General features: G+C 69.3%; 12 protein-coding genes and 1 pseudogene. 3 read left to right on the top strand and 10 right to left on the bottom strand.

Annotated features, from left to right (window positions below; genetic code table 11):
- The first annotated feature begins 6 nt into the window (after positions 1 to 6).
- From BTN82_RS15970 to BTN82_RS15960, 3 genes are read left to right on the top strand one after another with little or no spacing between them, the layout of a single operon-like run.
- The gene (locus BTN82_RS15970; RefSeq protein WP_186828403.1) at positions 7 to 2166 is read left to right on the top strand and encodes a type I secretion system permease/ATPase; all 2160 of its coding nucleotides are present in this window, start codon (positions 7 to 9) and stop codon (positions 2164 to 2166) included.
- A gap of 3 nt (positions 2167 to 2169) precedes the next feature.
- Positions 2170 to 3594: an HlyD family type I secretion periplasmic adaptor subunit gene (locus tag BTN82_RS15965; RefSeq protein WP_075120098.1), complete on the top strand. Its 1425-nt coding sequence runs from the start codon at positions 2170 to 2172 to the stop codon at positions 3592 to 3594.
- 17 nt (positions 3595 to 3611) lie between these two features.
- Positions 3612 to 4958 carry a TolC family outer membrane protein gene (locus BTN82_RS15960; protein WP_186828402.1) on the top strand — a complete coding sequence of 449 codons (1347 nt, stop codon included), beginning with the start codon at positions 3612 to 3614 and terminating at the stop codon, positions 4956 to 4958.
- Between the two features lie 94 nt (positions 4959 to 5052).
- Here BTN82_RS15960 and BTN82_RS15955 read toward each other — a convergent pair whose 3' ends face one another.
- The 10 genes and pseudogenes from BTN82_RS15955 to BTN82_RS31365 all read right to left on the bottom strand — a co-directional run.
- Positions 5053 to 6444, bottom strand: coding sequence for an isochorismate synthase (locus BTN82_RS15955; protein ID WP_261792985.1), 1392 nt, complete (start codon positions 6442 to 6444; stop codon positions 5053 to 5055).
- Positions 6441 to 6749, bottom strand: coding sequence for an isochorismate lyase (locus BTN82_RS15950; RefSeq protein ID WP_075120096.1), 309 nt, complete (start codon positions 6747 to 6749; stop codon positions 6441 to 6443). Before BTN82_RS15950 ends, BTN82_RS15955 begins: the two co-directional genes overlap by 4 nt.
- A complete protein-coding gene (locus tag BTN82_RS15945; RefSeq protein WP_075120095.1) occupies positions 6746 to 7504 on the bottom strand; it encodes a thioesterase II family protein in 759 nt (252 codons plus the stop codon). Before BTN82_RS15945 ends, BTN82_RS15950 begins: the two co-directional genes overlap by 4 nt.
- Entirely contained in the window at positions 7501 to 9099 is a 1599-nt protein-coding gene (locus BTN82_RS15940) for a (2,3-dihydroxybenzoyl)adenylate synthase (RefSeq protein WP_075120094.1), read from the bottom strand. The genes BTN82_RS15945 and BTN82_RS15940 overlap by 4 nt, the downstream gene beginning before the upstream one ends.
- Entirely contained in the window at positions 9092 to 9811 is a 720-nt protein-coding gene (locus BTN82_RS15935) for a VOC family protein (protein WP_075120093.1), read from the bottom strand. Before BTN82_RS15935 ends, BTN82_RS15940 begins: the two co-directional genes overlap by 8 nt.
- Entirely contained in the window at positions 9808 to 10953 is a 1146-nt protein-coding gene (locus tag BTN82_RS15930; protein ID WP_075120092.1) for a Gfo/Idh/MocA family oxidoreductase, read from the bottom strand. The genes BTN82_RS15935 and BTN82_RS15930 overlap by 4 nt, the downstream gene beginning before the upstream one ends.
- The gene (locus BTN82_RS15925; RefSeq protein WP_075120091.1) at positions 10950 to 12140 is read right to left on the bottom strand and encodes a cytochrome P450; all 1191 of its coding nucleotides are present in this window, start codon (positions 12138 to 12140) and stop codon (positions 10950 to 10952) included. The genes BTN82_RS15930 and BTN82_RS15925 overlap by 4 nt, the downstream gene beginning before the upstream one ends.
- The gene (locus tag BTN82_RS15920) at positions 12137 to 13855 is read right to left on the bottom strand and encodes a class I SAM-dependent methyltransferase (RefSeq protein WP_261792984.1); all 1719 of its coding nucleotides are present in this window, start codon (positions 13853 to 13855) and stop codon (positions 12137 to 12139) included. Before BTN82_RS15920 ends, BTN82_RS15925 begins: the two co-directional genes overlap by 4 nt.
- Entirely contained in the window at positions 13852 to 14886 is a 1035-nt protein-coding gene (locus tag BTN82_RS15915; RefSeq protein ID WP_075120090.1) for a class I SAM-dependent methyltransferase, read from the bottom strand. Before BTN82_RS15915 ends, BTN82_RS15920 begins: the two co-directional genes overlap by 4 nt.
- A pseudogene (locus BTN82_RS31365) lies at positions 14883 to 15234 on the bottom strand (saccharopine dehydrogenase); the annotation flags it as partial. The pseudogene BTN82_RS31365 and the gene BTN82_RS15915, both read right to left, overlap by 4 nt.

Here is a 15234-nt window from a genome sequence, read left to right as displayed (position 1 = left end):
CACCCCATGAAGCACATCGACGGGCAGCCGGGTGCCGGGGGCGCGGTGCCTCCCGGCGAAGAGATTGTCGACACCGGTCTGCTCTGCCTGGCCATGCTCGCGCGCTACCACCAGGTGGCGGTGGATGTCGATCAACTGGCCCATGAGTTTCGCGGCGAGGGCCAGACGTTCGGCATGAGCGAGATCTTGCTCGCGGCGAAGAAGCTCGGCCTGCGCGCCCGGCGCCTGGACAGCCGGGTCGAACGCCTGGCCACCACGCCGTTGCCGGCCATGGGCTGCGACCTGGAGGGCAACTTTTTCATCCTCGCGCGCCAGGATGCCGGCCAGGTGCTGATCCAGGACCCGCGCCAACCAGGGCCCGGCGAGTTGACGCTGGACGAACTGCGCCAACGCTGGACCGGCGAGCTGATCCTGGTCGCCTCCCGCGCCTCCATTGCCGGCGACCTGGCGAAATTCGACTTCAGCTGGTTCATTCCGGCCGTGGTCAAGTACCGCAAGTTGCTGCTGGAAGTGTTTGTCGTGTCCTTCGTGCTCCAGCTCTTCGCCCTGGTCACGCCGCTGTTCTTCCAGGTGGTGATGGACAAGGTGCTGGTGCACCGCAGTTTCACCACCCTGGACGTGATCGCCGTGGGCCTGTTGGTGGTCGTGACGTTCGAGGTGGTGCTCAACGCCTTGCGCAGCTATGTGTTCGCCCACACCTCCAGCCGCATCGATGTGGAGCTGGGGGCCAGGCTGTTTCGCCACCTGTTGAACTTGCCGCTGGCCTATTTCCGGGCGCGCCAGGTGGGCGACTCGGTGGCCCGGGTGCGCGAGCTGGAGAACATCCGTTCATTCCTGACCGGCAACGCCATTACCGTGGTCCTGGACCTGCTGTTCTCCATCGTGTTCCTGGCCGTGATGGCCTATTACAGCGTGTGGCTGACGCTGATCGTGGTGGTATCGCTGCCCTGTTATTTCCTCTTGTCCCTGGGGTTTACCCCGGCCCTGCGGGCGCGGCTGAACGAGAAATTCAACCGCGGCGCCCAGAACCAGTCGTTTCTGGTGGAGACCATCAGCGGCGTGGAGACGCTCAAGGCCAGCGCCGTCGAGCCGCAGTGGATACGCAAGTGGGACAACCAGTTGGCCGCCTACGTCAAGGCGGGGTTCCGGACCACGACGATCAGCACGGTGGCCAATGGCGGGGTGACCCTGATCAGCAAGCTGGTGACCGTGGGCACCATGTGGCTGGGCGCGCGCCTGGTCATCGACGGCCAACTGACGGTGGGGCAACTGATTGCCTTCAATATGCTCTCCGCCAATGTGGCGGGCCCGGTGATGCGCCTGGCGCAACTGTGGGCGGACTTCCAGCAGGTGGGCATTTCGATGCAGCGGCTGGGGGACATCCTGAACACCCGGACCGAAGTGCACACCGCCAGGCCCGCGCTGCCGCCGGTGCGCGGAACGATCGAGTTCGACCAGGTCGAGTTCCGCTACCGGCCAGGGGCGCAACCCGCGCTGCGGGGCGTGAGCCTGGCGATCAGGGCCGGGGAGACCGTCGGCATCGTCGGTCGCTCGGGGTCGGGCAAAAGCACCCTGACCAAGCTGGTGCAGCGCCTGTACCAGCCCGAGCAGGGCCGGGTGCTGATCGACGGCGTGGACATCTCGACCATCGACGCCAGTTCGTTGCGTCGCCAGATCGGCGTGGTGCTGCAAGAGAACGTCCTGTTCAGCCGCAGCATCCGCGACAACATCGCCTTCAACGACCCCGGCACGCCGCTGCCGAGCGTCATCGCCGCGGCGCGCCTGGCCGGTGCCCATGAGTTCATCGCCGAGCTGCCCGAGGGCTACGACACCCTGGTCGGCGAACAGGGCTCCACGTTGTCGGGCGGCCAGCGCCAGCGCATTGCGATTGCCAGGGCGCTGCTTTCCAACCCGCGCATCCTGATCTTCGACGAAGCGACCAGCGCGCTGGACTACGAGTCCGAACGCATCATCCAGCAGAACATGCGCCAGATCAGCCAGGGCCGCACCGTCTTGGTCATCGCGCATCGGTTGTCGGCGGTCAAGGACGCCCATCGCATCGTTGTCATGGAGCGCGGGGATATTGTCGAGCAAGGCACGCATGCCGAACTCATCCAAAGGGAACAGGGGCATTACGCCGCCTTGCACCGCATGCAACAGGGGTAGTGCATGGCTTGGGGACCTACTTTCAGCGCCTGGGGCGACCTGCGCAAGCGCTACGCCAGTGTGTGGGCCGCCGCCTGGCGCGAGCGCAAATCCTGGGAGCGCAAGCGCCACTCCGCCGACGAGGCTGAGTTTTTGCCCGCGGCGTTGGCGTTGCAGCAAACCGTGCTCTCGCCGGCGCCGCGGGTGGCCATGTGGCTGATGATCCTGTTCGCGGCGCTCGCCGTGTCGTGGTCGGTATTCGGGCGGGTGGACATCGTTGCCACGGCCCAGGGCAAGATCATCCCCAGCGAAGGCACGCAGGTGATACAGCCGATCGGCACGGCCACGGTGAAGGCCATTCATGCCCGCGAGGGGCAATTCGTGCGCGAGGGGGATGTGCTGATCGAACTCGACGGCACCGTCACCGGGGCCGAGCAGCAACGCATTGTCAACGAACTGCAGACCTGGACCCTGCAAGTGGCGCGCGCCGAAGCCATGCTCGCCGCGATCGACGGCCACCGCCGGCCCACGCTCGGCCCAGCCGATGTCGATCCGCGTGCGGCCGCGGATATGCAGCGCCTGGCGGAGGCGGAGTTTGCGGCATTGCAGGCCAAGCAGACGGGTATCGATGCCGAACTGGCCCAGCGTCAGGCCGAACACCGCTCCACCACGGCGCTGGTCGGCAAGCTTGCACGAACCTCGCCTATCGTTCGCCAGCGCGCCGAGGCCCTGAAGGATTTGGCGGGGGAGCAGTATGTGGCGCGCAATACGTACCTGGAGCGCGAGCGCGAGAGCATCGAACAAGAGTCCGATCTCGCCGTGCAGCGTAGCCGCTTGAAGGAGATCGAAGCCTCCATCGCGCAGGTGCGGCAACAGCGCGAAACCCTGTGGGCGGATGCCCGGCATGCCAGCCTGGAGCGCCTGAACGAAGGCAGCCAGCGCATCTCCCTGCTGGAACAGGACCTGGTCAAGGCGCGACAGTCCGAACACCTGACGCGGCTCACCGCGCCGGTGTCCGGCACGGTCCAGCAACTGGCCGTGCGTACCCTGGGCGGCGTCGTCACCGAAGCCCAGCCGCTGATGCTGGTGGTGCCGGAAGAAAAGGTCCTGGAGATCGAGGCGTTCCTGGAGAACAAGGATGTGGGTTTTGTGCAGCCGGGGCAGGAGGCCGAGGTCAAGATCGAGACCTTTCCCTACACCAAGTACGGCATTGTGCCGGGTACCGTGACCTCGGTATCGAGCGATGCGATCAACGACGAAAAACGCGGCCTGATCTATTCCATGCGCGTCGCCATGGCGCGTTCGAGCATTGCCGTCAATGGCACGGCTATTCGCCTGGCGCCGGGCATGGCGGTGACGGCCGAGATCAAGACGGGCCGCCGTCGGGTGATTGAGTATTTCCTGGATCCGCTGATGCAGTACGGCGGTGAAAGTATTCGGGAGCGTTGATGACAAGCGGATGGCGCATGGACAGCAGAGGGCGATGGGCAGTCCTGATACTGGCGGTGTTCTGCCTGGAAAGCCAGGCCAGCGCTCGCGCCACGGGCTTGATGGACGTCTATGCCCTGGCGCTGGACTACGACCCCACCTATCACGCCGCGATCAAGGAGCGCGACGCTGGCCTTGAGGAGCGCGCCATCGGCCGGGCCGCGTTGTTGCCCAAGGTATCGCTGCAATACCAGAGCGGGCGCAATGAATCGCAGGTCACCCAGCCCGGCTTTTTCGGTTCAACCACCACCGACCGTTCCTACCGCAGCTATTCGTCGTCATTGACCCTGGAGCAGCCGCTGCTCGATTACGACGCGATGTCGCGCTACTACCGGGGCGTGGCCCAGGCCCAGCATGCCGATGCGCGCTTTCGCAGCCGCAACCAGGAACTGGCCGTGCGGGTGACCCAGGCCTATACCGAGGCCCTCTACGCCCATGAGCAGATCGGCCTGGCGCGGGCGCAGAAACGCACCCTCGATGAGCAGATGAAGGTCAATGCCAGGCGCATGGCGGTGGGCGAAGGCACCCGTACCGATGTCCTGGAAACCCGGGCGCGCTACGACCTGGCGCAGGCCCAGGAGATCGAGGCACAGGACAACGCCGATGCGGCGATACGCGAATTGAGTGCCATGGTCGGGCGCTCCCTGAGCGCCGAGGAGCTGGCGCCGTTGACCGGGACTTTTGAAAACCTGCCGCTGGAACTCGAGAGTTTCGAGGCGTGGCGGGATATCGCGCTGCTCAATAACCCGGAACTCGAATCGTTGCGCTACGCGCTGGAATCGGCGGATGAGCAGGTCGAGCAAGCGCGCGCCGGGCATTTGCCCAAGGTCAGTCTCTATGCGACGGCGGGCAAGCAGAAATCCAGCACGGAGTCGACCTACGACCAGCGCTACGAGACCAACAGTGTAGGGATTCAGGTCAGCGTGCCGATTTTTGCCGGCGGTGGTGTGTCGGCGGCCGTGGGGCAAGCCATCGACAACAGTGGGCGCTTGCGTTACGAGAACGAGGCCAAGCTGAACCAGGTGGTGAACGACTTGCGCAAGCAGTTCAACCTCTACAACAGCAGCACCGCGAAAATGCGCGCCTTCCAGTTCGCCGTCGACTCGGCTCGGGAACTGACGGTGGCGATGAAAAAAAGCGTGGCGGGCGGGGAGCGGGTCAACTCCGACGTCCTCGACGCCGAGCAGCAGTACTATGACGCGCTGCGCAATCTGGCCCAGGCGCGTTACGCGTACTTGCTGTCGTGGCTGAAGCTGCGCTTTCTGGCCGGCCGCTTGTCCGAGGTGGACGTCAGCAGGTTGGCCCAGTGTTTTTCCTCCCACTGACGCCACCCGCCGGCCATGCCGTTCGCTCGGCCACTGGGCGGCAATCGTTGAACTGCGCAAGGGTGGCCCCGCCATCGACGGGACCGGGCCTGTATCAACCCGTCGCGGCAACAGCCGGGGGGCCGAACAGCAGCAGGGCCCGTTCCATGCTCGAGAGCTTGATCTGGGTTTCCTCGTATTCGTCGGCCGGCCTGGACCCCTGGACGATCCCGCAGCCGGCGAACAGGTGGCAGCTGTCGGGGGCGAGCAGGGCGGAGCGCAGGGCGACCAGGAAATCGCCGTTGCCTTCGGCGTCCAGCCAGCCCACGGGCGCGGCGTACCAGCCGCGGTCGAAGCCTTCGTGACGGCGGATAAAGTTCAAGGCGCCGGCCCTGGGCAAGCCGCCCACCGCCGGGGTCGGGTGCAGCGCCCGGACCCCGTCCAGCAGGCTGTGCTCCGGGCGCAGCCGGGCCTGGATCGGCGTGCTCAGGTGCTGCACGTTGGCCAGCTTCAGCAGCCTGGGCCCGGCCGCGGCCTGCAAGTCGCTGACCAGGGCGTCCAGCCCCTGGCGGATGGTCTGCACCACCAGCCGGTGTTCGTGTTGCTCCTTGGCGTCCGCCAGCAGCCGGGCGCCCAGCGCCTCGTCTTCGGCCGCCGTGCGCCCGCGGCGCGCGCTGCCCGCCAGGGCATGGGTGTTCAGCTGGCCTTGCCGGGCACCGAGCAGGCGCTCCGGGGTGGCGCCCATGAAACAGTGCGCGCCGCGGTGCAGGGCGAACAGGTGGGACGGACTGCGCTGATCGTGCAGCCGGCGCATGACCGCGCCGCTGTCGAGGGGCGCGTCGAGCCGGTATTCGATGTGCCGCGCCAGCACCACCTTGCTCAAGTGCCCGGCGTCGATGGCCTGGAGCGCCGCATCGACCTTGGCCTGCCACTGCGCGGCGGGCAACGCATGGCGTTCTATGGCGCGGGGCGCGGAGGGCGCCGGGGGCGCCATGGCCAGCAGCCGCTCATAGGCGGCCAGGCTGTCGCGGGCCAGCTCGGCGGGATCGCTGTCGGGCTCGACCCGGCGCTGGCAGCGCAGCCAGCGGCCGCTGGCATCCTCGCTGAGCAGCCAGTGGGCGAGGTGGAAACTGGCGTCGGCGAACCCCGCCCAATGGGCCGCGCCGGCCTGCTGTTCATCGAAGCGCATGCCGCCCAGCAGCAGGGGCGACTTGGGGCCTGCCACCAAGGCATCGACGCACAGCGCGGCCCATTGCCGCTGGATCTCGGCCATGCGCTGGCTGCCCGAGGCCAGGGCCTGCCATTGGCAGCCGTAGCCGAACAGCGTCAGGTCCGGCTGTCGCGCGCACCAGAAGAACCCCTGGCGGTGGGCTTCATAGAGCCGCAGCGGGTCGAGGTCGGGGGCCGGGCAGGCGCTGACCGCGAGGATCGGCCGTTGCGCTTCTACGGCCTGCCGCCGGGCCTGCTGGAACAACGCCAACAGGCCGGGAAAATCCACTCCCTTCATAGCGCCTTGCTCTTTTTTTGCAGCCAGTAAGCGGTTTGTTCGGCGATGTACCAGTGGATGATCTGGTTGAACACGCCCTGGATGAATTCGCCATCGAGGCCGACCTCTTCCGCCCATTGCCGACGCTGCGGCAACATCGCGGCGACCCGGTCCGGGGCGGCGATGCTGGCCTGGTCGGGCTTGAACGCCGAGGCTGCCTTGACGTACTGCATGCGCAGGCCAAGGGCGTCGATGATCTGCCGGTCGAGGGTGTCGATGGCGTGGCGGATGTCGCTCAGGTCGCTGCAGGTTTGCGGGGTTTTCATGCCAAGGCTCCAGAATGGTGGGCGACACGCTGCAACAGGTGCTGGATGACCGGTCGCGGCTGTTGCTTGAGGTAGAAGTGGTTGCCGTCGAACAGGCGGATATCCGGGGTGTGCCGGCTCAGGTCGGCCCAGGCGCGGGCCTGTTCCTGGCTGACTTCCAGGTCGTCATGGGCCAGCAGCACGTCGATGGGCGCGGCCAGGGGCTGCAAGTGCTCGCGGCGCCAGGTCTCGATGGCCTGGTAGTCGCCGCGCACCGTGGGCAGGAACAGCGCACGCAATTGCGGGTTGTCCCACAGGCTGGCGGCGCCGCCGTCCTGGCGGCGGATGTCGGCGACCAGCGCGGCGTCGTCCTGGCGATGCAGGTCGCTGGACGGTTGCCGGTGCGGCGGCGGGTGCGCGGACACGAACACATGGGCGACGCCCCGGGCCGCTGTCTCCAGGCGCAGGGCGGTCTCGTAGGCCAGCGCTGCGCCCATGCTGTGGCCAAACAGCAGCACGGGCCGCTCGGGCAGTGCCAGCAGGGCTTTGGCGATGTGTTCGGCCAGGGTGTCCAGGCAGGTAACGCAAGGCTCGTTGAAACGCTCCTCGCGCCCCGGGTATTGCACCGCCAACAGGTCGATGTCGCCGGGCAGGTGCGCCAGCCACGGCCGGAAGAAGCTCGCGCTGCCGCCGGCGTGGGGCAGGCACACCAGCCGCGCCCGGGGCTGTTCGCCCTGGCGCAGCGCCCGCAGCCAGGGGCTCGGCTGGCGGCTCATAAGGCGGCCACCTGCTCGGCCAGGGCCTTGCGGTTGACCTTGCCCAGGCGAGTCAGGGGAAATTGCGCCAGCACCTGCAAGCGGTCCGGCAGCTTGTAGGCCGCCAGGCCGCGCTCGCGCAGCCAGGCATTGACCGAGGCCAGGTCCGGCAGCGGCTCGCGGGCCAGCACGCAGGCGCAACTGCGTTCGCCCAGCAGTTCGTCGGCCAGCGCCACCAGCGCCACGTCGCGGATCTGCGGATGGCCCAGCAGCAGGTTTTCGATGTCTTCCACGGGGATCTTCTCGCCGCCGCGGTTGATCACGTCCTTGCTGCGCCCTTCGACGATCAGGTGGCCCGTGGGCAAGCGCCGGACCAGGTCGCCGCTGCGGTAAAAACCATCGGCGGTGAAGGCGCGCAGGTTCTGTTCGGCGGCCCGGTAGTAGCCGCGCAGGGTATAGGGACCGCGCACCAGCAGTTCGCCCACCGCGCCCGGCGCCACCGGCTGGTCGTCGGCGTCGACGATGCGGATTTCATCGTCCGCGGTCAGTGGCAGGCCCTGGGTCTCGAATACCCGTTCCTGCGGGTCGTCCAGCGGGGTAAAGCACAGTAGCCCCTCGGCCATGCCGTAGACCTGTTGCAGGCCGCAGCCCAGGGCCGGGCGGATGCGCGCGGCGACTTCCGCCTTGAGCCGCGCGCCGCCGACCTGCAGCCATTGCAGGCTGCTCAAGTCGTGGTCGGACCACGACGCCGCCTCCAGCCAGAGCTGCACCAGCGGCGGGATCAGCGCGGTGTGGCTGATGCGTTCGCGCTCGATCAAGTCGAAGGCGGTGTCCGGGCTGGGCTCGGGGCACAGCACCAGGGTGCCGCCGACGCCGAACACCCCGAGCGCGCCGGGGGACGCCAGTGGGAAGTTGTGCGCCACCGGCAGCGCCGCCAGGTAGCGGGTGTGCTCGCTGAAACCGCAGGCCCGGGCAGCCAGGCGGGCGTTGCAGGCGTAGTCGTCATGGGTGCGCGGAATCAGTTTCGGCAGGCCGGTGGTGCCGCCGGACAACAGCAGCACCGCCACCTCGCGGGCGTCCACCGGCGGCAGCGGCCGGGGAACGCCCGCGCAGTGCTCGAGGGCGATGAACTCTGCCGCCTGGCCCGCCACCAGCACGTGGCGCAGGCTCGGGACCTGCTGGCTCAGGGCGCGGGCCAGGGGACGGTAGTCGAACCCCAGGTGCTCGTCGACGATGACATAGGCCACCGCCTGGCTCAGTTCGGCCAGGTGCCGCAGTTCGTGTTCGCGGTGGGCCGGCAGGGCGAAGACCGGGATCGCCCCCAGGCGCAACAGGGCGAACATCAGGCTGAAAAACTCGGCGATATTGGGCAATTGCACCAACACCCGCTGCCCCGGGCCGATGCCCAGCTCGGCCAGGCCCGCCGCCAGCCGGTCGGCGCGCCGGTCCAGCTCGGCGTAGCTCCAGCGCCGCTGGTCCTGCACCAGCGCCTCGCGGTCGGGCGTCAGCCGCGCCTGTTCCCGCAGCACTTGCCCCAAGGGCACACCCTGCCAGTAACCCTGTTGGCGATAGCGCTGGATAAAGTCTTCGGGCCAGTCGGTGCAACCTTCAAGCATGGGAATCTCCTTGGATGGCGGGGTCGCCCAGCAAACGGGCGCCGTGCAGGTTCAATGGCTGTGCGAGCCCGGCGATCGTCACCGCGAGCACGCCGGTGCGGTCGGCGGGGCGGGTGCGCAGCAGCGGATCGTCGCCGGCCAGCAGGCTGACGGCGGCCCGGTCGGCGGGGTGCACGCCCAGGTGAATGGCGGCCAGGCCGGTGGCGCCGTTCGGGTGGGTGAGCCGGGGCGGGTGCTGGCTGGGCTGGTAAGGCGTGACCAGGAACGGCAGACGCTCCTGGCGCGGGTAGACGAAGCGAAAGCGGGTGTGGCTGCCGTCTTCGCAGGTGCGTTTCCAGCTCACCGTGCGGCCCATGCTCACCCCGCAGGCGTTGAGGCCCTTGAGGCGCGGGGCCAGGGCGGGCTCTTCGCAGAGCAACGCCAGGTCGCAAAAGCCTTCGCCCCGCGCGGCCCAGCGCAGCATGCGGCGGCCGGCGCCGCGCCCCGCCAGGCAGTCGATCGGCCATTTGAACAGCCAGGCGTGGCGCGGGGTGGTCAGCAACTCGATGATCGGCCCCTGGCTGAACCAGATATGCGCGTGCTGCGCGCGGGCCCTGGGGGTGGCGTACGTCACCTGGAAACCGGCGTCGCGAAAACTGTCGACTGCCTGGTGCAGGTCACGGACCCACAACAGCACATGGCTGCAGGTCGAGAGGGATACGGGTGCGTTCACAGGGGCAGGGCTCCCAACAGTTGGGCGGTGTCGTCAGCGCAAGGCGGGCTGACGGCGTCGGCGCGGGCCTGGAGTTCGGCCAGGGGCAGGGCGCGGGGCACGGGCGGTTCGATCAGCGCAGGCATGCCGATCAGGTTGTTCATTTCGCGCCAGGCCATGGACACCTCGGTGGCCCAGAGGCCGCTGCGCAGGCGGCGCGCGGGGTTGTCGATGTCACGGCACAACTCGCCGAGGGCGACGATCACCGCGTCCGGCCAGGCCTGGTTGAACACCTGGTGGTAGGAGCCGGGCACCTGCGCGTCGAGGCTGACCAGGGTCGGTCCGGCCAGGCGTTCGCTGCCGGGGCCGGCCATGATCAGGCGGTCGGTGCTGTCCCGCGGGGCATGCAGGCGCGGGTTCCACAGCAGCGGGCCGTGGGTGTCGGCCAGGCTCAGGACGCCAGCTTCGCACCCCACTTCCAGGCGATGCAGCAGGAACGAGTGGTTGTCCGGGTCGCCGGGGTGCACCTGGTTCTGGATCCGCAGGCTGATGGGCAGGTCGTTGAAGCTGGCGTTCAAGCGGGTGAACGGTTGCCCGCCGACGGTCGCGGCCGGCGCGCCGAACGCCCAGGGCCGCAGTCCGCCCGCCAGGCGCCCGAGGATATCCAGCAGCGGATAGGCCACCTGGCTGTTGCAGCTGGCGTCGATGTAAGCCAGCCCCTGGCGTTCGCGCAGGTACTCGGCCACGGCGAGAAAACGCCGGACCGCCAGCAGGTTGGGGTACAGCGTGTTGACCGCGTAGGCCGCCCGGCCCTGGCGCGCGGCCTGCATGCACGCGGCGATTTCCCGGTGGTGCACCGGGTGTTCCTGCAACACATGGATGCCCCGGCGCAGCAGCGCCTGGGCCAGTTCGCTGCCCGGGCCGCCGGTGGCGCCGGAGCGCACCACCACACAGGCGATATCCACGCTGTCCGGCAGTTGCTCGACGTTTTCATACAGCTTGACGCCGTAGTGCTCGGCGCAGGCGCGGGAGTAGGCGTTGCCCCGCGACAGGAGGCCCACCAGTTCATAGTCGGCCTTGGCCCGAGCCAGGGCTTGCAGGTAGATGCGGCCAAACGCGGTGCCGGCCACCACCACCCGTTTGCGCGGCTGCCGCGGGCTCATGACCAGGTCACCGGCAGGCAGTGGGCGCCGCGAAAGAAGGTCGCGGTCTTCCACTGCACCTCGCCGCAGCGCCGCAGGTTGGGCAGGCGCTCCACCAGGGCGCGCAGCGCTTCTTGCAACTCGACCCGGGCCAGGGCCGAGCCGATGCAATGGTGCAGGCCGTGGCCGAAACCGAAGTGGCCGCCGGCGTCGCGCTGCAAGTCCAGCGTCCCGGGGTCGGCGAACCGCGCCGGGTCATGGTTGGCCGCGCCGATGGAAGCGAACACCGCGTCGCCCTGGCGGACCAGGGTGTCGCCGACCTGGATGTCTTCCAGGGCGTAATGCACGAACATCGCCGCCGACGCCAGGGGGATATAGCGCAGCAGCTCTTCCACGGCCTCGGGGACGCGCTCGGGGTCCTCCTTGAGTCGTTGCCACTGCCGGGGGTTGTCCAGCAGCACCTGGATAAAGTTGGGAATCTGCGCGGCGCTGCCTTCGTAGCCGGCCACCAGGATGGCGATGCACAACAGCAGCAGTTGTTCCTCGCTCAGGCGCTCGCCCTGGTCGTGGGCCTGGGTCAGGGCGCTCATGAAGTCGTCCCGGGGTTCGCGCTGGCGCTCGCGCACCAGTTCCTTGATGTAGGCCGCCAGCTCCCCGAGGTGCTGCTGGGTCTGCGCCGCGTCCTCGGGCCGGGTGGACAGCAGCGAGTCGTTCCAGCGCTTGAAGCGGTCGCGGTCGTGCAGCGGCACCCCCAGCAGTTCGCAGATCAACGCCAGGGGAATGGGCAGGGCGAAGTCGTTCACCAGATCGGCCGGCGGCCCGGCCGCGAGCATGCGCTCGATCAAGTGGTGGGCATGTTCGCGGGCGTGCGGGCGCAGGGCTTCGACGCGGCGCCGGGTGAACGCCTGGGCGGCCAGGGAGCGGATACGGGTCAGTTGCGGCGGGTCCATCATCACGATACCGCCGGCGATGCGCGGGAAGGCCCGGGGCGCGTCGTCGCGGCGAAACGCTTCGCTGCGGCTGAAGCGCCGGTCGCCCAGCACCAGGCGCACATCGTCGTAGCGGGTGGCCAGCCAGGCCGGCGCGCCGATGGGCATCTGGATGCGCAACAGGCCCGGGGTGCGCTGGGCCTGCCGGTAAGGCTCGGCCAGCGCCAGGTCGGTGAAACGGTTGAACGGGTAGGTCACGGGGCAGGTGGGCTGGGTCATAGCGGGTCCTTGGCGGCGCTGAGGCCGGCCCATTGGGCGAGCGTGGGCGTGTCGGGCAGGTATTCGGGCAGTTCGATGCGCAATTCGGGGTGTTCCAGGTGGGCCGCCAGGGTTTCGCGGCTCAGGCGTTCGCGCGGCACCTGGGCCACGAACACCCGGTGGCCGAGCAGGCTCAGCGGGTGGCCGGCGAGCGGCAGGCTGCGGTTGCCGTGGAAGCCGGCGCGGCTCAGCGCGGCTTGCCATTGCGCCAGGTCGAGGAAGGTCGCGCTGCTCAGTTGGCGCTCGTCGCTGGCCTGGTTGAGCATGAACGCCTGGGAGGCCATGACCCAGAATTCCTCGCGGGTCGGCTCGCTGAACACCAGCCAGCCGCCGGGCTTGAGCAAGGCCTGCAAGGTGGCCAGGCTGCGTTCGGTGTCGCGAGCGGCGTTCAGCACGCCGCCGGCGACGATCAGGTCCCAGGACTGGCTGGCATACCCCTGTTCCAGGGCCGGACGGTCGATGTCGAACACCCCGTGGCGCACCCAGGGCCAGGCGGCCAGGCGTTCGGCGGCCTGCTCGCTGAAGTAGCGCGACACGTCGGTGCACAGGTAGTCCACCGCGGCAGGGGCCAGCGCCGGGAGCAACGCCTGGGTGGTGGCGCCGGTGCCGGCGCCGACCTCGAGCACCCGCAGCGGCGTGCTACCGCCCTGGCGGCTGGCCCAGGCGCCGATCCAGTGGGCCACGGCCTGGTGCTGGTACTGCGCGGCGAGGCTTTCGCGATACAGCGCCGCCGCGCGTTCGGTGCGGCCTTCGGGGAACAGCAAGTGCACCGCGGCGCATTCGCCGCGCATCAGCGCGGGCAGTTGGCGGGCGTTGTCCCGTGCGTACTCGATGGTGCCGCTGCCGCCGGTGTTGTCGGCCCAGGCCAGCGCCAGGCGCGCCCAGGTCTGCTCCAGGGTCTCGGGGCTCCAGGCGCTGGCGTCGAGGGTGGGGTACAGGTGGGTACCGTCGCGGCGCAGCAGCCTCTGCGCTTGCAGCACATCCAGCCAGCGGGCGATCAGCGCGCGATGGCCGGGGGCGATGCCGGCACGGGCCAGGCTGCCGGCGAGGTCGTCCAGCGGCGCGGGGATCAGGCCGCAGCGGTCCAGGCCCTGGAGCATCGACAGCAGGGCGGCGTGGCCCAGCAGGTCGCCCAGGTGCACGGCGTGCGCCAGTTGCCGGGGCTCGAAGCGCTGGTCCAGGGCCGCGGCCGTGGCGTCCAGGTGATCCTGCGGCGACGTCGGCGCGCAGGGGTGCGGCACGGCGAACAGCACCTGGCCCTGCAGGGCGACGGCGCTGACCGCGGGGTGTTCGAGGGCGCGCTGGCGCCAGTGCTCATGGGCGGCCTGGACCTTGAGCAGGTCCTGCCATTCGCCGCCGAGGCGGGCATAGCCGCGCACCGGGCAATCGAGCTGGGCCGCCGCCCGCTGCGCCAACGGGCCGTGCCCGGGCTCTGGGGCGACAAACAGCAAGTGCTCCAGGTGGCTCAGGTCGCTCAGGGCCAGCGCCGGGTAATCCAGCAGGCGCTCGAGCTGCTCGACGGCCATCAGCACCACCTTCGGCTGTTGCCGTTCCAGCTCCGCCAACAGGCGCGCCGGGGCCAGGTGGCGGTTGCCCAGGTCGGTGAGCGGCGGCAAATGCCACAAGGCCGGGGCGTCGGGCACATTGACCAGCAAGGTATCGACAGTCAGTTTCATTGCCCACGCTCCACGGCCTGGAACAGGCGCTGGCCGGCCGCCGCCAGGGGCTGGTCGTCGGTCGGCCACAGGCCTGTCAGCTCGAAGCCCTCGTCCAGCAGTGCCTGTCGCCACTGTTCGGCGGACAGGAACACTTCGTCGCTGGCGCGTGGCGGCGCGCCCTCGGCGGGCGAGAGCAGCAGGTGCATGAAGGTCAGCATCGCCGGGTTGTCGGCGATGGATTCGGAAAACAGCAAGGTCCCGCCGGGGCGCAGGCAGGCGCGCAGATGGCCAAGGCTGCGCCGCAGGTCGCGGGCGTTGTGCAGCACGTTGCCGGCGATCACCAGGTCCAGGCCGTGGGCGTCGACGCCCTGGGCCACCAGGTCGCGATCGAGGTCGAGCTGGGTAAAACTCATCCCCGGCTCCAGGCGAAACTGGCGCTGGGCGGCGATCGTGAACAGCGGGCTGATGTCGCTGAAGCGGTAGTCCATGGCCCGGCCGTCCAGGGCCGCCAGCACGGCGGCGGTGGTCGCGCCGGCACCGCCGCCGAGCTCCAGCACTTGCAGGCTTTCGCCCGCGGCCTCGACCTGGCGGGCCCGCTCGCCCAGCGCGGCGTTGATCGCGGCGGTGTAGCGGTTGCGCTGATAGGCCCCCAGCACCGCCACCGGCTCCCCGGCCTCGAACAGCAAGGGCGCCAGGGCCGTCTGGTCGCGCAGCAAGGCGGGCAGTTGGGCGATGACCCGGGCATGCAGCGTCGCCATGCTCGCCGGGAAACCCAGCGCGGCGTACAGCCGTGGCAAATCGTCGACGGCGGCCTCGGGCGGCGTGCCGTGCCAGGCCAGGTGTCCATCGTCGCCGTGCAGCAGGCCGGCGCGGCTCAAGGCCGCCAGCCAGCGCCGGACGATCCAGGCATGCCGCGGCGTCGTGCCCAGGGCCTGGTTGATCTGCGCGGAACTGCGCGTGGCCTGCAACGGCAAGGCCTGGGTGGTGAGCAGCACCTGGGCCATGGCGCCCAGGCTCAGGTGTTCCAGTCGGGCGAGTTCGTGGTTCATAGGCTGCCTTCCTCGGCGCGGCGCAGGTGGTCGATCGGCACGTCCAGCAGTTCCAGCACGCTGATGGCCGACGTGCGTTGCAGGCGTTCCAGGGTGGCGGCGGGCGGCAGCGCCTGGGCAGCGTGATGGCAGCCGGGGGGAATTTCTCCTTCCAGTACGCTCAGCGCGCTGGCCGCCGCCATCGCGCCGGTCAGGGCGGCGTTGCCGGTGCCGCCGAGCAGCACGCTGCGGGTGATGGGCCGGTCGTCGCGGTGGCCGTCCAGTTGCACCAGCAGGGTGACGAAGCGCGCCTGGCCGCTGAGGTCCAGCAGGCTGGCCTGGCGCAAACGCTGGGCGGCGTCGGCGCGG

The organism is Pseudomonas chlororaphis (assembly GCF_001921865.1).
Taxonomy (GTDB): Bacteria; Pseudomonadota; Gammaproteobacteria; order Pseudomonadales; family Pseudomonadaceae; genus Aquipseudomonas; species Aquipseudomonas chlororaphis_D.
The sequence above is the reverse complement of the archived record's forward strand: the minus strand, read 5'-3'. Positions and strand labels throughout refer to the sequence as shown.